The following is a 17,826-nucleotide window of genomic DNA, read 5'->3' on the forward strand; positions in this document are numbered from 1 at the left end:
CTGCACTGCGGCCTCCAGCCGGGGCCGGACGGGGAAGGCCGTGTGCCCGATGATCATCGAAATGGTTGACTGTGTTCACCCGAACGCCGAGGATGAATCCAGTTCTGCGACGAAGGAGCCTGATGCTGGCCACGGAACGCCAAGCCCGAATCGTGGCCGAGGTGGAACGCAAGGGGTCGGTCCGAGTGACCGACCTGGCCTCCATGCTCGCGGTGTCGGACATGACCATCCGGCGGGATCTGGACGTACTCGCCCGGGAGAATCGTCTGGCCAAGGTGCACGGCGGTGCCACCACCCGACGCACGGCCAGCACCGACGAACCCGGATTCGCCGCCAAGGCCCGTCGCCAACAACCCGAGAAGGCAGTGATCGCGGCCCGGGCGGCATCGCTCGTGGAGCCCGGCGCCGCGATCGGCCTGTCGGCCGGTACGACCACCGCCACCCTGGCCGGTCTGCTGCTCGACGTCGACAACCTGACCGTCGTCACCAATTCCATCCGGATCGCCGACCTCTTCCACAACAGCGGTGGCGGCCACACCGTGGTGATCACCGGTGGGGTACGTACCCCTTCCGACGCCCTGGTCGGACCGCTGGCCGTCTCGGCGTTGCAGCAGCTGCATCTGGACACCGTCTTCCTGGGTGTCCACGGCATGGATGCCGGCGCCGGTTTCACCACCCCGAACATGCTGGAGGCCGAGACCGATCGTGCCCTGGTCGCGGCTGCCCGCAAACTCGTCGTGGTGGCCGATCACACCAAGTGGCAGACGGTCGGGATCTCCACCATCACCACCCTCGACCGGGCCGATGTGCTGATCACCGACAACAAACTCGATCCCGATGCGCAGGAGTGCCTGCAGGAGCGTGTCGGTCAGCTGATCCTGTGCGATCCAGACACCCCCGAACACTGAGTTCGGCGCGATCTGTTCATATTTGTTCATATGCGTTAGAGTTGCTGTCACAACGTGTTCCCGAGACTGACCGGCACAGCAGCCGGTGGATGAGGCCGGTCGATGAGTACCACTGACGGTGCAGATGCTTCGTTGAGAACCCCGACGTCAGCCCGAAACCCCGGGGACGAGCCCGCTGCGGTACCGGCGGACCGCCGGACCGCGAGCTCGTCGGCCGGAGCCGGTGAGGGTCGCCCCGAGCTGTCGCAGTCGACCACCCGACTGGCCGACGGCCGTACCCTGCACTACTACGGGGTCCTGCCGGAGCCGGCAGCCGACCGGCGCGAGCTGCCCGCGGTCAGCACCTCCTCGCAGATGCGCCACGACCCGATCCTGGACGAGTGGGTGGTGATGGCCTCCCATCGGCAGAGCCGTACCTTCCTCCCGCCGACCGACCAGTGCCCGTTGTGCCCCTCGACTCCCCAGCGGCAGACCGAGATCCCGGCCAGCAGCTACGACGTGGCGGTCTTCGAGAACCGCTTCCCCAGTCTGTCCACCGGCGCCGTCGCCCCGCCCGCCGACCCCAGGCTCGTGGCACCGTTCGAACCCGCGCGGGCAGGCTCGGGCCGCTGCGAGGTGGTGTGCATCACCAGTGATCATCAGGCCTCGTTCGCCGATCTCAGCCCCGAACATGCCCGGCTGGTGATCGACGTGTGGGCCGAACGTACCGCCGCCATCGGGGCGATCCCGGAGGTGGAGCAGGTGTTCTGCTTCGAGAACCGCGGCGTCGAGATCGGCGTCACCCTGGGACATCCGCACGGGCAGATCTACGGCTACCCCTTCCTCACCCCGCGTTCCTCGCAGATGCTCGCCTCGGCGCGCCGCTACCGCGCCGAACATGATCGGGACCTGTTCGACGACGTGGTCGCCGCCGAGCGCGCCGACGAGTCGCGGACGGTGCTCGAATCCGAGCACTGGTACGCCTTCGTACCCCGGGCCGCCCGCTGGCCGGTGGAGGTCCACCTGTACCCGAAGCAGCGGCATCTCGACCTGCCGGAGCTGAGCGATGCCGAGCGTGATGACCTGGCGGTGGTCTACCTGGAGCTGTTGCAACGACTCGATCGGCTCTACGACGCGCCGCTGCCCTACATCGCCGCCTGGCATCAGGCGCCGGTACGGATCGAGCGCGATCTCGCCTCCCTGCACCTGGAGTTGTTCTCCATCCGTCGCTCCGCCGACAAGCTGAAGTACCTCGCCGGCTCGGAGTCGGGGATGGGTGCCTTCATCACCGATGTCCTGCCCGAAGCCGTCGCCGAACGTCTGCGCAGCCTGGCCACACCGGCCGGAGTCGATCATGGCTGAACCGACGTTCGGGACCGGTCCGTCCACCGGTGGTTCGTGGTCGGCACCGGGCAGGGTGAACCTGATCGGCGAGCACACCGACTACAACAACGGCCTGGCACTGCCGATCGCGATCGGCCAGCGGACCACGGTCGAGGCCGTCCCCGCCGACGACGGTGTGTACCGGGTCAGCAGCGCAGGTCACGGTCAGGAGGTGCTCTTCGGTCCGCAGACCCAACCCGGGGAGGTGACCGGGTGGGCCGCCTATGTCGCCGGTACGGTCTGGGCCCTCGGGGAACTCGGCGTGCCCCTGGTGCCCGGCAGCTTCACCATCAGCTCCGAGGTACCCACCGGAGCCGGGTTGTCCTCGTCTGCCGCATTGGAATGTGCCGTCGCCTGCGGCGTCCTCGGCCTGGCCGGACGGGGACTGGACCGACACTCGCTCGCCACGGCCACCCAGCGGGCCGAGAACGTCTACGTCGGAGCACCGACCGGAGGGATGGACCAACTCGCCAGCGCCTTCGGCCGTGCCGGATCGGCACTGCTGGTCGATGTCGGCGCGGACAGCCTGGAACAGGTCCCCTTCGAACTGACCGAGTCCGGACTGGAACTGCTGGTGATCGACACCGGTTCCAGCCACAGTCACGCCGATGGCGAGTACGGCGCTCGCCGTCGCAGTTGCGAACAGGCCGCCGCAGCGCTCGGCGTGGCCAGCCTGCGAGATGTCCAGGACGCTCCCCTGGCCGAGACCCTGGCGTCCCTGGCCGGCCTCGATGACGGCACCATCGCCCGCCGGGTGCGCCATGTGATCACCGAGAACGCGCGCGTCGAACGTACCGTCGCCCTGCTGCGCGAGAAGCGGATCACCGAGATCGGCCCGCTGCTGCTGGCCAGCCACGAGTCCCTGCGCGACGACTACGAGGTGACCGTCCCGGTCCTCGATCTGGCCGTCGACGCGGCGATGGCCTCGGGTGCCCTCGGCGCCCGGATGACCGGTGGCGGCTTCGGTGGCTCGGTGATCGCCCTGGTCGATGCCGGATTGTCGGAGTCGGTCGCCGAGGGTGTCAGCGCGGCATTCGTCGACGCCGGTCACGCTGCGCCCACGACCCGGTCGGTGGTGCCCGCCGACGGAGCCGGCCCACTGCTTCCCGACACCACCCCGTAGGCGACACCCTGCGGTTCCGAGGCCTTGCGGACCGGCACCGGCCCGTAGGGCGACACCGGGTGGACCGACACCGGGTGGGACCGACACCACTTCGGTGGCCGCAGGGCCCTAGGGTGACGGCACCACCCGGTGCAGGAACCGGACCCGGGCAGGATCCGCGTCCCGACGACGAAACGAGAGTGATCAGATCCATGACCACTACCGATCCGGTGATCCCCACCGGCCCGATCCACCACTTGACCGGACACGGGTACGAGGCCGAGGTGGTCGCGGTCGGAGCCGGTCTGCGAGCCCTGCGCCACCTTGATCGGGAACTGCTGGTCTCCTGGCCGAGGGAGGTCGCCCGGCCCATGGGGCGCGGCGCGGTGCTCGCTCCCTGGCCGAACCGGATCGCCGACGGCAGGTACCGCTGGAACGACGCCGATCACCAGCTGGCGCTGACCGAACCGGACCGGGCCAATGCGATCCACGGCCTGATCCAGTGGGTACGTTTCGAGGTCGCCGAGGAGTCCGCGGACCTGCTGCGTTTCTCCACCCAGGTGGTGCCCCAGCCGGGATATCCATGGCCGCTCGAGCTGACCGTCGAGTACCGGTTGACCGAGTCGGGTCTGACCTGGTCGGTGATCGCCGGCAATCCCGGTGATCAGGTCGTCCCCTTCGGTGTCGCCCCGCACCCGTACCTGGTGGCGCCGGGGTCGTTGGACGACTGGACGGTCAGCGTTCCGGCCGACACCGTGCTGGAGGTGACCGAGGACCGTCTGCTCCCGGTGGGGACTCGGCCGGTGGAGGGCACCGAACTCGATCTTCGGCGACCGACCGTGCTCGGCGATCGCCGGATCGACCACGCCTACACCGATCTGATCAGTACCGACGAGTTCGCCTCCGTCTCCGTGCAGGATGCCGACGGGATCGGCGCACGGATGCGCTGGTCGACTGCGCAGTGTCCCTGGGTGCAGATCCACACCGCCGATCGACCGGAGCCGGAGAACGACCGGGTGGGACTGGCCGTCGAGCCGATGACCTGTCCGCCCGATGCCTTCGGTACCGGCACCGACGTGATCGCCCTGCAACCAGGCGCCCAGCATCGGGTGGACTGGGAGCTGTCGGCAATCGGTGGGTGACCCGGCGACCTCACCGGAAGGCGACCTCACCGGAACGCGACCTCACTGGAAGTCCCGGGATCGGGTTGCGGCCCGCAGCACCAACTCGACCAACTGGTCGGCATAGAGGTTGGTCACCCCGTGCTCCGAACGTTCCAGGATGCCGCGGATGATCATGGCCGAAGCGGTCCGGGCGACCTTGCGGTGTTTGCGCCAACAGCCCTGGGTGACGATCACGTTCAGCAATCCGGTCTCGTCCTCGATGTTCAAGAAGGTGATCCCGCCGGCGGTCATCGGGCGTTGCCGATGGGTCACCACCCCGGCGACCAGCACCCGCCGCCCCGGTTCCACCTCAGACATCGCCTCGATCGGCAGCACCCCGGCTGCAGCCACCTCCGCGCGGTAGTGCCGCATCGGATGATCAGCCGGGCTGATACCGGTCGCCCGCAGGTCGTGGCCCAACAGCTCCAGCGGAGTCGGTTCGGGCAGCAGCGGCGGCTGGCTCGGCAGGTCCACCTCCAACTGCCCCGGCCCGGTCCCTGCCACCAATCCCGACTGCCACAGGGCCTGCCGCCGAGAACCCGCCACCGAATCGAAGGCCCCGGCCAACGACAATGCCTCCAACTGTGCGGCATCCAGCCCCACCCGCCGGGCCAGCTCGGCGATGCTGACGAAGGCACCACCGGCCTCTCGTTCGGCGACGATCCGTTCGGCCAGATCGGTGCCGATCAGGTTGATCTCGGCCAGCCCCAGGCGTACCGCCAGACCATGATCACGTCGGTGCCGGTCGGTACGGTCCGGAGCATCGGGATCGAACTGCCCGACCTCGGCCTGGGTGTGATCACGCAGGCAGTCCGCCATTCCCCCACCGATCGCCTCCCCCCCGATCGGCTCCAACCCGGCCTGGGCACCGGAGACCGCCAGATCCGGGCCGAGCACCCGTACCCCGTGCCGGCGGGCATCCCCGGTCAGGGTCGCCGGGGAGTAGAAACCCATCGGCTGGGACCGCAGCAGACCGGCCAGGAAGGCCGCCGGGTAGTGCAGTTTCAGCCAGGAGCTGGCATAGACCAGGACCGCGAAACTGAGTGAGTGGGACTCGGCGAAACCGAAGTTCGCGAAGGCCTCGATCTGGGTGTAGATCGAATCGGCCAGTTCACCGGTGATGCCATTGGCCGCCATGCCCTCGAAGAGTTTCGCCCGCAACTCGTCGATCCGCTCCACACCGCGTTTCGACCCCATCGCCCGCCGCAGCAGATCGGCGTCGGCCATCGAGCAACCGCCGACGGTGGTCGCCATCTGGATCAACTGCTCCTGGAACAACGGGATCCCCAGGGTCCGTTCCAGTACCGGTTCCAGCAGTGGATGGGCATAGGTGACCGGGTCCTGACCGGTCCGACGCCGGATGTAGGGGTGCACCGCACCGCCCTGGATCGGGCCGGGCCGGATCAGTGCGATCTCGATCGCCAGATCGTAGAAGCTGCGCGGCCGCAACCGAGGCAGGGTCCCCAGCTGCGCCCGGGACTCGACCTGGAAGATGCCGATCGCATCGGCCCGGCACAACATGTCGTAGACCCCGGGTTCGTTGCGTGGCAAGGTCTCGATCCGCCACCGCTCGTCGAGGTGTGCTGCCACCAGGTCGAAGGTGTGCTGCAGTGCGGCCAGCATCCCCAGGCCGAGCAGGTCGAACTTCACCAGCCCCATCCAGGCGCAGTCGTCCTTGTCCCACTGCAACACCGTCCGGTTCTCCATCCGCGCCGGTTCGACCGGACAGACCTCCGAGACCGGCCGATCGGTCAACACCATGCCGCCGGAGTGGATACCGAGATGGCGGGGGAACTTCAACAACTGCTGGGCCAGCTCGACCACCGGTGGGGGAATGTCGTGGTCGGTGCTGGCGAAATCCGATCCCCAGCGTTCGATCTGCTTGGACCAGGCATCCTGTTGTCCGGTGCTGTATCCGAGCGCCTTGGCCATGTCCCGGATGGCGTTCTTCGGCCGGTAGGTGATCACATTGCTCACCTGGGCGGCATTGCGCCGACCGTAACGGCGGTAGACGTACTGGATCACCTCCTCACGCCGGCGGGAGTCGAAGTCGACATCGATGTCGGGCTCCTCCTCCCGCAGGGCGGAGAGGAAACGCTCGAACGGCAGCCGGTAGAAGACCGAGTCGATGACGGTGATCCCGAGTACGTAACAGACCGCCGAGGCTGCCGCCGATCCCCTTCCCTGACAGAGGATCCCGCGTTCGCGGGCGAAGCTGACCAGATCATGGACGATCAGGAAGTAGCCGGCGAAACCCTTGTCGGAGATCACCGCCAACTCCTCGGCGATCCGCCTGCTCGCCTCATGATCAGGATTGCCCACCGCCTCGGGATAGACCTGTGGCATCCGCTGCTCCACCAGCTCCCGCAGCCAGCTCATCGGGCTGTGACCCTCCGGCACCTCGGTGTCGGGCAGGTGGGGGCGGGCCGTCCGCAGCACGAACTCGAGGTCGTCGGCGATCTCCACCGTCCGTTCGGTCGCCCCCGGATAGCGGGAGAACCGGTGGGCCATCTCCGCACCGCTGCGCAGATGGGCACCCGGTGGCAGCCAGCCGTCCAGTTCGGCCAGCGAGGAGCGGGCCCGGACCGCTGCCAGCGCACTGGCCAGCCGATGGCTCTGCGGGGTGGCGTGATGGGCCGCACTGGTGGCCACCACCGGCAACCGGTGCCGCTCGGCCAGCCGGGCGAGTTGATCATTGTGGGTGCTGTCGGTCGGCAACCCCAGATCGGTCAGTTCGACCAGCACATTGTGCTTCCCGAAGAGGTCGACCAGCTCACCGATCTCGCGGTACGCCGCACGCTCCCCCGACTCGACCAACGCCCGCCGTACCCGCCCCTTGCGGCAACCGGTCAGCACCATCCACTGCTCACCCGAACGCTGCGCCAGATCCTGCAGATCATGCACCGGCCGCCCCTTCTCCGCCCCCTCGCGCAGGTATCCCTCGGTGAGGGCCAGGGACAACCGCCGGTACCCCTCCTGCCGGCGGGCCAGCAGCAACAGATGATCATCCTCCGGGTCGGGCATACCGGTCCGTCCCTGCCGGCCGATCGACAGTTCGGCACCGAAGACCGTCCGCAGGTCACCGTAGGCCTGGGCGGCCTCGGCCATCCGGACCGCACCGTAGAGACCGTCGTGGTCGGTCAGCGCCAGCGCATGCAGTCCGAGTCGATGGGCCTCGGTCGCCATCTCCTCCGGCATCGAGGCGCCGTCGAGAAAGCTGTAGGCGGAATGGGCGTGCAACTCGGCATAGGGCACCACCGGACCGGCGGGGGCCGCGGCCGGATCGGCCCGGAAGGGCGCTCGCTTGTGCGTCCGCGGGCGATCGTCGGCCGGCATCGGTCGCCGGGACAGCTTCGCCTCCAGCTCGCTCCAGCGGACCGGCGGATTGTCGAACCCCATGTCAGTACCCCGCCTCCAGCCAGCAACCGTCCCCGACCAGGGCCAGCAACCAGGCCTGTTGCAGCTCGTCGACCACCTGGAAGCGGTCCAACCGGTCGGTGCCGGCCCCGGCGTCCCACCAGCGTTCGCGGACCACCCACGGTCCGGCCCAGGCGATCACCTGGCGGGCCGGGGTGCGGGGATCGAGCAACAGGATCTCCGGTTCGGCGCTGGGATTGCCCCGCTCGTCGACCCGGACCGGTTCACCGGTGGCATCGAGCAGCCGTGCCGCGGTCGGCCGATCCAGCACCAGGGCAGGTGGCGGGCCGGGCACCCGACCTGGCCAGGGCTGTTCGGCTCGGCGCTGTTGCGGAGTGGGTGGCGCGGTGCCGAAGGGAACCCAGGTACGGCGGTCCTTGGCCAGCCTGCCCCCTTGGGGAACCACCACCCGTACCTGGCGATATCCCAGACGGTCCTGCAAACCGCTCAGCACCTTGATCACCTTCGACTCCGGCCGGCTTCCCCACAGTCCCTGCGCAGCTGCCTGTGCTTCGACGATCCGGGTCGGGATCAGTTGCACACCGACCACCCGGTCCGACCGCACCGGGTCGGCCTGATCGTCCGGATCGCCGGTGAGCAAGGGATTCCCGGCGGCAGCCAGGTCGAGCAGTTGCCAGCGAAGGCGATTGAGCAGTTCGGCGGAGTCGAAGTTCCAGGGGTGACGCCACAACCGGTCGTCGCGCCGGTGTTCGGTGGTGACCCGGATCCGCACCTCGGTCAGGACCAGCGAATCGGAGTCCAGCCCGCGGATCAGCCGTTCGATCACCGGGGTGCAGTGCGCCACGACCTGCTCACTGTCGGCGGCATCGGTGTCGATGTCGACACTGCGATCACCGGCCGGGTTGTGCGAACGCAGGATCTGCAGATCCTCGCCGCAGGCGAGTTGGTGACAGCGCCGACCCACCGCCCCGAAACGGTTGTGCACCTCGGCCCGGGAGAGTTCGGCGAAACGACCGAGGGTGCCGATGCCCAGCTGGCGCAGCTGCCGGGCCAACAACGTCTGATTGAGGCTCTCCACCGCCAGTTCGGCGAGCAGCGCCCGGGACGCCCCGGGAGGGACGACGCTCCACCCACGAATCTTCGCCGCGGCCTGCTCGGCGGCGAAGACACCGTCGGCGACCGCCACCGTCGGACGGCAGTCGGGGGTGGCGAAGTCGATCAACCGCTCCAACAGGGTCCTGGCTGCGACGTCCTCACCGCCGTAGAACCGGGCCGGTCCGCGCGCCCGTACCGCAGCCACCCCCGGCCGGACCGGATGCACATCGGGAGCGATCTCGGCGATCGCCCGCAGCACCACCTCGAAGGCGGTCTCGTCGACCTCATCGAGGTGTTCGCGGATCACCGCCTGGGGGCAACGCAGCTGCGCCTCGCGTACCCGCACACCGGCGTGCACCCCCTCGGCAGCAGCCCGCGGACAACAGGTCAGCACCACCCCCTTGGCGACCAGGATCAACGGGGAGTCGCCGGCCAGGTCGCCCGGTGCCAGGCCGAGGCGGATCGCCGCCAGCGGCCAGTCGCCGAAACGGACCAGCATCACCCGGACCGGGTCGGGCCCCAGCTCGGGCTCGCTCAGCTTGCCCATGGCTGGTCCAGCTCGCCGATGCCGGACGAGTCGTGCTCGAACGCCTCGTGCCCGGCCGCTTCATCGGCGCGGGATTCATCGGGTACGACTGCCAGGGACAGTTCGGTGAAGGGCTCATGTCCGCGGATGATCCGATGCTGCCGGGTGTGATGACGTTCGGTGACCTCGATCCGCAACCGTTGATGGGTCAGGTATCCGTGTCCCTGGCCCAGGCCACCCCAGCCCTCGATCCGCGCCCGGATCCGCGACTGCGGCCTGGGCCAGCCCCCGCAGACGATCATGGCGGTGTTGCGGTGGCGCAACCGGGACAGCAGTCGTCCGGCGATCGCATCGGTCACCGGAGGAGGAGCGCAGGTCAGGATCGTCTCGGTGACCTCGGCCAGCTCGGCGACGACCTCCACCCAGGCAGCTCCGACCTCGGGGATCAGCACCAGCTTCTGCGGTTCGATCCCCCATTCGACGATCGCTTCGGCGCCGAGATCGGGGAAGCCCACCACACCTGCCCAGTCGCTGCCGGAAAGCAGTCCCAGGCCCACTGTGAGCGGACCGTCGAGGGTGTGCACCCCGGCTGTCAGCCCCTGGGGGAACAGTGGGCGCAGTTGCGAGTGGACCGTACGGTTGCGGATCGTCTCGCTTCCCGCCGAACGCAGGCCGGTCCGCAGACTCTCCAGCGCGGACATCTTCTGCGGATCGGACACTCGGCCAGTATCGAACATGTGTTCGATTCAAGCAAGACGCTCCGACAGCACCCCGACGACCACCGGCCGGCCCGCCTTCCTATCATCGAGCCGACCGGTGAGCATCCGGTGACCGAATGACCCACCTGGAGCCGGGATGACCGAGGGCAGACTGACCATCGAGACACAGGGGCACTGCGCCACCGTCCGGATCGACAACCCACGGATGCGCAATGCCATCACCAGCGCGATGTGGCGACAGTTCCCGGCCCTGATCGGTGAACTGGAGAACCGGCCCACCGTCAAGGTGATCGTCATCCGTGGCGCCGGGGAGAACTTCTCCGCCGGTGCCGACATCGGCCACCTGGACGAGATCCTGTCCGATGACGACGGCGGCCTCCCCTCCGTCGCCGAGGAGGCCGTGGCGCACTGCAGCAAACCGGTGATCGCCGCCATCGACGGCTTCTGCATCGGCGGCGGCTGGGAGATCGCCGGTGCCTGCGACCTCCGCCTGGCGACCGACCGCGCCCGGTTCGCGATCACCCCGGCCAAACTCGGCATCATCTACCCCTTGCCGGCGATCCGTCGCCTGGTCGACCTGGTCGGACGCGGACCGGCGAAGGACCTGTTGCTGACCGGCCGGATGGTCGACGCCGGTGAGGCCGCCGACCTCGGCCTGCTCACCCGCACCTGCGAGGTCGACCGATTCGACGACGCGATCGCAGAACTGGCCGACACCCTCGCCCGTCGCTCCCAGTTCTCGATCCAGGCGATGAAGAACCTGATCGACACCCTGCTCGACTCCCCCGAACTGCTCGCGCAACGCAATGCGATCTGGCAACAGGAGATGCGCCACGGCAGCGACGCGGCGAACGGTATCCACGCCTTCCTGGAGCGCCGCGAGCCCGAGTTCGACTGGCCCGGAGGCATTCTGGCTCAACCATCCCCGACTGCGGGGCGAGTCCTGACCACCGGGTGACACAGGCGCCACTTCCGGGTTGCCAGCTATTGAATATGATTATCAATAGCGTCACAATGGGACTGTACCGGCCCTCCGCACCCACAGTGCGTCCGGACGAGACACCATCACCGATCACCGCCGAACCGACGCGGTGGTCACCGAACACCAGAACGGAGTGCGCCTGCCATGGCCAAGCGCAACGACCTCCGCCCGATCGTGAAACTGCGGTCGACGGCGGGTACCGGATACACCTATGTCACCAGGAAGAACCGTCGCAACGATCCCGACCGGCTCACCCTGCGCAAGTACGATCCACACGCACGTGGTCACGTCGAGTTCAAGGAACAACGCTGATGGCGAAGCGGTCGAAGATCGTCAAGAACCACAAGCGGGCCGCGATCGTCGCCCGCCATGCCGAACGCCGGGCCGAGCTGAAGCGGGTGATCAGCTCACCCGGGACCGACTGGGACGAGCGCCAGGCCGCTGTCCGGGCCCTGTCCCGACTCCCCCGCGACTCCTCACCGGTACGGCTGCGCAACCGCGACGCCGTCGACGGCCGACCACGAGGCTATGTCGGCAAGGCAGGGATCTCCCGGATCCGATTCCGCGAGCTGGCCCACCGCGGGCAGCTCCCCGGGATCACCAAGTCGAGCTGGTGACGAACGACCCCCGCAGGTGAACCGGGCAGCCGACCGGGCAGACTGCGTCCATGGCGAATTCCACGGTGACCATCGCCGTCGAGGACGGCACCCTGCCCGCGCAGTGGTATCCCCCGAAGCTCCCCGACGCGCCGACACTCGTCGTGTGCCAGGAGATCTTCGGGGTGACCGACTACATCCGCCGCCGCTGCCAGGACCTGAACGATCTCGGTTACGGCGTGCTGGCGCCGGAGTTCTACTGGCGGGTCGCCGACGACGGCCCGGTGCCCGAGATCACCGAGACCGGTGAGGACGCCCTGCAGCAGGCAATGGCGCTGGCCGGTCGGCTCGACTTCACCGCGGCGACCTCCGACGGCGTCGCCGCCGTGGAGTGGGCGCAGGACTCGGCCCCGGCCGTGGGCCTGATCGGATTCTGTTTCGGCGGCGGGTTGGCCTTCGCCATCGCCGCCCAGACCGATCCGGCCGTCCTGGTCAGCTACTACGGATCGGCACTGCCCTCACTGTTCGACCTTGCACCACAGGTGACCGCGCCCAGTCTGCACCACTTCGGGGAGGTCGATTCCTTCATCGATGCCGACGCCCAGGCAGCGATCCGGGAGGCGGTGAGCGCCCACGGCGCGGTCTGGCAGAGCCATCCCGGTGCCGATCACGCCTTCGACAACGACGCCGCCGGCTGGTTCCATCCCGAGTCCTCGGCGAACGCCTGGCAGGCCACAATCGCCTTCCTCGCCACGCATCTGCCGGTCGGCGGCAACGATTGATCGACCCGTACTTCGTCTTCCTCGGTGCCGCACTGGGGATGATCGGCAGCAGCGTCTATGCCTGGCGCACCCTGCAGGGACGCGCCAGCCCGAACCGGGTGACCTTCTTCCTCTGGTCGGCCGCTCCGCTGATCGGCTTCCTCGCCCAGCTCGACGAGGGTGTCGGTCTGCCCTCGGTGCTGACCCTGGCCATCGGGGTCGGACCGGCGCTGGTGTTCCTCGCCTCCTTCTTCGGCCGGGCAGCACCGTGGCGGTTGACCGCCTTCGACCTGGGTTGCGGTGCGGTGTCGGTGGTCGCGTTGATCATCTGGCTGAGCATGGACAACCCGACGGTCGCGGTGATCTTCGCCGTGCTGGCCGATCTGCTGGGCGGTATCCCCACGATCCGCAAGGCCTGGCGGGCGCCGCAGACCGAGGACTGGCGTTTCTTCGCCCTGTCCGGCACCAACGGCGCGATCACCTTGTTGACGATCACCAGCTGGGATGTGGCGACCTGGTCGTTCCCGGTCTACATCACCGTCGTCGGGTACGGGATCGCGCTGATCGTGCTGCTGCGCCGACCCGCCCTGCGCTGACTTCCAACCCCGTACCAGGCCAGGTCCCGCTGCGTGCAGCGCAGTGCCTTCGCGCTTACCGGCGAGCGCCGGCGATCAGCGTCCCGTGGCGCGTTTGGCCAGCGCCACCGCCCCGTCCGGTGTGGGGATCGAGCGGTCCAGCCGGTATCCGGCCTTCCGGTACAGCTTCAGGTTGTGGGTGCTGCGCTCCCCGGTGAACAACCAGAACCGTTCGGTGCCCTCGGGTGCCTGTTCCTCGATCCGTTCCAGCAGCCACCGCCCGAGCCCCCTGCCGCGCAGATCGGGGGCGACCATCAACCGACCGACCTCGTAGGACGTGCCGTCGGCGCGGCCGCGTACCGAACCGACCAGCCGACCGCCGCTGCGCAACACCAGCGTGGTCCAGGTCTGCAGATCGGCGGCGGCCTGTTCCAGCGTCTCGTGCAACGGCGGTATGTCCAACCGGTCGTTGATCAACGCCTCGGGCACCCAGCAGGACTTCGTCAAGGTGAACAACTCCGCCAGGTCACCGGCGACCGCCGGCCGGAGGCTGCCTTCGGCAAGATCATCGGGGGCCAGGACCTGGGAGCTGTGCAACAGGTCAGGCCGGGTGACAGCGGTACGCCTGCGCGACTGCTCGGCCCGCCAGGCCGCGATCTTGGCATGGTCCCCGCTCAGCAGGATCTCGGGGACCTCACGATCACGCCACACCCGTGGCTTGGTGTAACTGGGGTATTCCAGCAGACCGTCGCTGTGGGACTCCTCGACCAGCGACTCGGGGTTGCCGACCACACCGGGGATCAACCGCCCGACCGCTTCGATCACCGCCATCGAGGCGACCTCTCCCCCGTTCAGCACGTAGTCGCCGAGACTGAACGGGATCACCTCGGCCCATCCGGCGGCGTCGTCGATCACCCGCTGGTCGATTCCCTCGTACCTGCCGCAGGCGAAGATCAACCACTCCCGCCGGGCGAGGTCGCGGGCCATCGCCTGGCTGAATCGGTGTCCGGCCGGGGTGGGTACGAGCAGGGTCGGCCGGCTGCCGTCGCCGGCGCCGCGGAGGTGGTCGAGCGCCTCCCCCCACGGCTCGGGCTTCATCACCATGCCGGCGCCACCTCCGTACGGCGGTGCATCGACGGTTCGGTGTCGATCATGGGTGAAATCGCGCAGGTCATGGGTTGCGAAATCGATGATGCCGTCGGTCATCGCCTTGCCCAGCAGGGACATCCGCAGCGGGGCAAGATACTCGGGAAAGATCGAGACGACATCGATATGCACGATTGCATCCTGCCACGAGCAACTGCTCGCAGCGCAGCAACCTGGCTCGGCCTGGGAACCCGCCACCGGTCAGGTCGATGATCGGTTCCGCGCGTTCTGCGCGGACTCTCCTGTCGACCGAAGAGTCGGCGCGGTGCCGCCACGAGCTGCTGGGCGGCACCGCGCCGCGACCCCACCACATCGATCCGGACGTTCTCCGGTCGCGATGCGGTGTGTGCCGGGGCCGGGAGGATCACCCCTGGCGCCGGCCTTCCGTACCGCGGGCCTCAGGCCTGGACGCGGTTGATTGCGGAGATGACCGCCTTCAGCGAGGCGGAGATGATGTTGGCGTCGATCCCGACACCCCACAGCACCTGCGAGTTCTCACCCGAACCCACCTCACACTCGACATAGGCAGCGGCCTGGGCATCGCCACCGGCGCTCATCGCATGCTCGGCGTAGTCGTGCACCTGCACGTTGTAGCCGATGCTGGACAGTGCGTCGACGAAGGCCGAGACCGGGCCGTTGCCCTCACCGTGCAGCTGCTTGCTGACACCGGAATCGACCACCGTGGCGTCGACGGTGTAGCTGCTGTCGCCACTGGAGGTGGAGTTCACCGAGACGAGTTGCAGCGGCGCGGTGGAGGTCAGGTACTCGGTCGAGAAGTAGTTCCACATCTTCTCCGGCTCGATCTCCCCGCCCTCACCGTCGGCGTGGCTCTGCACCACCCGGGAGAACTCGATCTGCAGCCGGCGGGGCAGGTCGAGCTGCCGCTCGGACTTCATGATGTAGGCCATGCCGCCCTTGCCGGACTGGGAGTTGACCCGGATCACGGCCTCGTAGGTACGGCCGACGTCGTGCGGGTCGATCGGCAGGTACGGCGCCTGCCACGCGATCTCGGAGACATCGATGCCCTCGTCGGCGGCGCGCCGTTCCAGATCCTCCAGCCCCTTCTTGATCGCATCCTGATGCGAACCGGAGAAGGCGGTGTAGACCAGATCACCGGCGTAGGGGTGGCGCGGGTGGACCGGCAGGTTGGTGCAGTACTCGACCGTGCGACGGATCTCGTCGATGTCGGAGAAGTCGATCTTGGGGTCGATGCCCTGGCTGAACAGGTTCATGCCCAAGGTCACCAGGTCGACATTGCCGGTGCGTTCACCATGACCGAACAGGCAGCCCTCGACCCGGTCGGCACCGGCCATCAGGGCCAGTTCGGTGGCGGCGACGGCCGTACCCCGGTCGTTGTGCGGGTGCAGGGAGACCGTGACATGCTCACGGCTGTCGATGTGGCGGCAGAAGTACTCGATCTGGTCGGCGTAGGTGTTCGGCGTCGACATCTCCACCGTCGCCGGCAGGTTGAAGATGATCTCCCGGCCGGGGCCGGGCTGCCACACCGCGGCGACGGCATTGCAGATCTCGACGGCGAAGTCGGTGGGGGTCTGGGTGAAGATCTCCGGTGAGTACTGGTAGCCGAACTCGGTGTCGGCCAGCAGTTCCTCGGCGTACTTGCGGACCAGCTCGGTACCCCGGGTGGCCAGGGCGATGCACTCGGCCTCGTCGATCCGGAACACGACCCGGCGGAACAGCTCGGCGGTGGCGTTGTACAGGTGGATCGTCGCCCGTTTCGCCCCGACCAGACTCTGCACGGTCCGTTCGATCAGGTCCTCGCGGGCCTGGGTCAGCACCGAGATGGTGACATCGTCGGGGATCGCCTCGGACTCGATGAGTTCGCGGACGAAGTCGAAGTCGGTCTTCGAGGCACTCGGGAAGCCGACCTCGATCTCCTTGTAGCCCATCCGGACCAGCAGGTCGAAGATCCGCCGCTTGCGGGCCGGGGTCATCGGGTCGATCAGGGCCTGGTTGCCGTCACGCAGATCGGTGGACAACCACCGCGGGGCCTGGGTGATCTTCTGGTCCGGCCAGGTGCGGTCGGGTACGACGACGGGTTCGAAAGCGCGGTAGCGCTGGAAGGGCATCGGGCTCGGCTGCTGGATCGGCCGCGGTTGTGGGCGGGTGCCGAAGGTGGTCGATGCGGTGGGGGTGGTGGTCACTGTGTCTTCCTCGGGTCGGGATCGTTGTCCCGGCGGCGCATGCTCGACTCCGCAGCGAGGGAGCCACCGGTCTATCGGGCCCCGCTGCGGCGAATGAGGAGGAGAACCATTGCCACGGCCAGCACCTTACGGCATCTCCCCGTGCAGTGGAACCCCCGGCCGGTGAGCGGTCGCAGCAGTTCCCGGCCGGAGGTCCACCCGCCGTTGCCGACGGGTGCCGCAGGGCAGATCCGGCGGTTCAGTCGGCCTCGGCGAGATAGGCATCGACGAACTCCTGACTCGGCGGAATCGGCTGGATCACGTCGATCAGCACGCGGTCGGGGCCCTCGACGATGAAGTGCCGCTGCCCGAAGGCCTCGTCCCGGATGGGTTGCACCAGCGGGACACCGGCGGTGACCAGATCCGCCAACACCGTATCGGCGTCGTCGACCTCGAAGTTCAACAGGATCCCGCCGGCGACTGCTCCCCACCCGGCAGGCACCGTCGGATGGTCGGCGTCGAGCACGGCCAGTTCGAAGTCGCCCAGCCGGAGGCTGACGTACCAGTCGGCGGAGAACGTCACCTCGAAGGAGAAGCGATCGACGTAGAACGCCGCGACCTCGGCGACGGAGTGGGTCATCAGGACGGGATAGAAGCTGCTGAGGTTCATGGTGCATCCTTTACGTACGGAGTGTAGGTAAAGTAGTTTTACATACACGCTGCACGTAAAGGAAGAGGGAATGCCACGAAAATCCGCTGCGGTCGCGGCCGAGACCGCCCGATCGATCCTCCGGACGGCCACCGAGTTGTTCGCCGCCGAGGGTTTCGGCCAGGTGGCACTGGACCAGGTCGCCGGCGCCGCGGGGGTCACCCGGGGCGCGGTCTACCACCACTACCGGAACAAGTACGGGCTCTTCACCGCTGTCGCCGCGGACTGTCAGGCCGCGGTGGCGAAGGCCGTCGTCGGCGCGGCCGGTGAGCAGGCCGACCCCGTGACCTCCCTGCGCAACGGCTGTCACGGATTCCTCGACGCGATCACCACCGGTGCCGCCGCGCGAATCCTGCTGGTGGAGGCCCCGGCGGTGCTGGGCTGGCAGCAGTGGCGGGCCCTCGACGCGGAGCACTCCGTGGTCCACCTGCGCGATGCCCTGGCCGAGGCCGGGGTGGAGCTCGAACTGCTCGATGCGACCACCGCACAACTGTCCGGTGCGATGAACGAGGCGGCTTTGTGGCTGATCGAGGAACCCGACCAGACCGCGGCCGCCCATCAGGTGCTGGACCGGTTGATCGACAGCGTGATCGGGCGAACCGTTCGGTGACGGTGAGATCACCACTGCCCGGATCGGCAGCGGTTGCCGACCGGGCGGGACTA

At 68.2% G+C, this 17,826-nt stretch carries 16 protein-coding genes; 10 read left to right on the forward strand and 6 right to left on the reverse strand.

Annotated features, from left to right (window positions below; all coding sequences use genetic code 11):
* The first annotated feature begins 122 nt into the window (after window positions 1–122).
* From CLV29_RS07395 to CLV29_RS07410, 4 genes are all read left to right on the forward strand, one after another.
* Window positions 123–908, forward strand: coding sequence for a DeoR/GlpR family DNA-binding transcription regulator (locus CLV29_RS07395; protein WP_133754296.1), 786 nt, complete (start codon window positions 123–125; stop codon window positions 906–908).
* 102 nt (window positions 909–1,010) lie between these two features.
* Window positions 1,011–2,249 (forward strand): galactose-1-phosphate uridylyltransferase, encoded by a 1,239-nt coding sequence (gene galT / locus CLV29_RS07400; protein ID WP_208292802.1) that lies wholly within the window; start codon window positions 1,011–1,013, stop codon window positions 2,247–2,249.
* Window positions 2,179–3,393, forward strand: a complete 1,215-nt coding sequence (galK, locus tag CLV29_RS07405) for a galactokinase (RefSeq protein WP_424991525.1) — start codon at window positions 2,179–2,181, stop codon at window positions 3,391–3,393. Before galT ends, galK begins: the two co-directional genes overlap by 71 nt.
* A gap of 191 nt (window positions 3,394–3,584) precedes the next feature.
* Window positions 3,585–4,514, forward strand: a complete 930-nt coding sequence (locus CLV29_RS07410) for an aldose 1-epimerase family protein (RefSeq protein WP_133754298.1) — start codon at window positions 3,585–3,587, stop codon at window positions 4,512–4,514.
* A gap of 42 nt (window positions 4,515–4,556) precedes the next feature.
* On the opposite strand, the gene CLV29_RS07415 is transcribed toward CLV29_RS07410, so the two are convergent.
* From CLV29_RS07415 to CLV29_RS07425, 3 genes are read right to left on the reverse strand one after another with little or no spacing between them, the layout of a single operon-like run.
* Window positions 4,557–7,934, reverse strand: a complete 3,378-nt coding sequence (locus tag CLV29_RS07415) for an error-prone DNA polymerase (RefSeq protein WP_133754299.1) — start codon at window positions 7,932–7,934, stop codon at window positions 4,557–4,559.
* A 1-nt stretch (window position 7,935) separates the two neighbouring features.
* Entirely contained in the window at window positions 7,936–9,555 is a 1,620-nt protein-coding gene (locus tag CLV29_RS07420; RefSeq protein WP_133754300.1) for a DNA polymerase Y family protein, read from the reverse strand.
* Window positions 9,543–10,253, reverse strand: a complete 711-nt coding sequence (locus tag CLV29_RS07425) for a hypothetical protein (RefSeq protein WP_133754301.1) — start codon at window positions 10,251–10,253, stop codon at window positions 9,543–9,545. The genes CLV29_RS07420 and CLV29_RS07425 overlap by 13 nt, the downstream gene beginning before the upstream one ends.
* A gap of 136 nt (window positions 10,254–10,389) precedes the next feature.
* On the opposite strand from CLV29_RS07425, the gene CLV29_RS07430 reads away from it, so the two are divergent.
* The 5 genes from CLV29_RS07430 to CLV29_RS07450 all read left to right on the forward strand — a co-directional run bounded on the left by CLV29_RS07430 (window position 10,390) and on the right by CLV29_RS07450 (window position 13,188).
* Window positions 10,390–11,211: an enoyl-CoA hydratase/isomerase family protein gene (locus CLV29_RS07430; protein WP_133754302.1), complete on the forward strand. Its 822-nt coding sequence runs from the start codon at window positions 10,390–10,392 to the stop codon at window positions 11,209–11,211.
* Between the two features lie 168 nt (window positions 11,212–11,379).
* On the forward strand, window positions 11,380–11,547 hold the full coding sequence (gene rpmG, locus CLV29_RS07435) for a 50S ribosomal protein L33 (protein ID WP_133754303.1): 168 nt from the start codon (window positions 11,380–11,382) through the stop codon (window positions 11,545–11,547).
* Entirely contained in the window at window positions 11,547–11,852 is a 306-nt protein-coding gene (gene rpsN / locus CLV29_RS07440) for a 30S ribosomal protein S14 (protein ID WP_133754304.1), read from the forward strand. The genes rpmG and rpsN overlap by 1 nt, the downstream gene beginning before the upstream one ends.
* A 50-nt stretch (window positions 11,853–11,902) precedes the next feature.
* Entirely contained in the window at window positions 11,903–12,613 is a 711-nt protein-coding gene (locus CLV29_RS07445; protein WP_133754305.1) for a dienelactone hydrolase family protein, read from the forward strand.
* Window positions 12,610–13,188, forward strand: a complete 579-nt coding sequence (locus tag CLV29_RS07450; protein WP_133754306.1) for a hypothetical protein — start codon at window positions 12,610–12,612, stop codon at window positions 13,186–13,188. The genes CLV29_RS07445 and CLV29_RS07450 overlap by 4 nt, the downstream gene beginning before the upstream one ends.
* Before the next feature lie 75 nt (window positions 13,189–13,263).
* Here the strand turns inward: CLV29_RS07450 and trmD are convergent, their stop codons facing one another.
* The 3 genes from trmD to CLV29_RS07465 all read right to left on the reverse strand — a co-directional run bounded on the left by trmD (window position 13,264) and on the right by CLV29_RS07465 (window position 17,124).
* Window positions 13,264–14,445: a tRNA (guanosine(37)-N1)-methyltransferase TrmD gene (gene trmD, locus CLV29_RS07455; RefSeq protein ID WP_133754307.1), complete on the reverse strand. Its 1,182-nt coding sequence runs from the start codon at window positions 14,443–14,445 to the stop codon at window positions 13,264–13,266.
* Window positions 14,446–14,711: 266 nt separating this feature from the next.
* The gene (gene leuA / locus CLV29_RS07460; protein ID WP_133755108.1) at window positions 14,712–16,400 is read right to left on the reverse strand and encodes a 2-isopropylmalate synthase; all 1,689 of its coding nucleotides are present in this window, start codon (window positions 16,398–16,400) and stop codon (window positions 14,712–14,714) included.
* Between the two features lie 313 nt (window positions 16,401–16,713).
* Window positions 16,714–17,124 carry a VOC family protein gene (locus tag CLV29_RS07465; RefSeq protein WP_133754308.1) on the reverse strand — a complete coding sequence of 137 codons (411 nt, stop codon included), beginning with the start codon at window positions 17,122–17,124 and terminating at the stop codon, window positions 16,714–16,716.
* Window positions 17,125–17,194: 70 nt separating this feature from the next.
* Between CLV29_RS07465 and CLV29_RS07470 the strand changes: the two genes are divergently transcribed.
* Window positions 17,195–17,773, forward strand: a complete 579-nt coding sequence (locus CLV29_RS07470; RefSeq protein ID WP_133754309.1) for a TetR family transcriptional regulator — start codon at window positions 17,195–17,197, stop codon at window positions 17,771–17,773.
* Window positions 17,774–17,826 lie beyond the last annotated feature (53 nt).

The sequence above is a fragment of the Naumannella halotolerans genome, assembly GCF_004364645.1.
In the GTDB taxonomy this organism is placed as follows: Bacteria; Actinomycetota; Actinomycetes; order Propionibacteriales; family Propionibacteriaceae; genus Naumannella; species Naumannella halotolerans.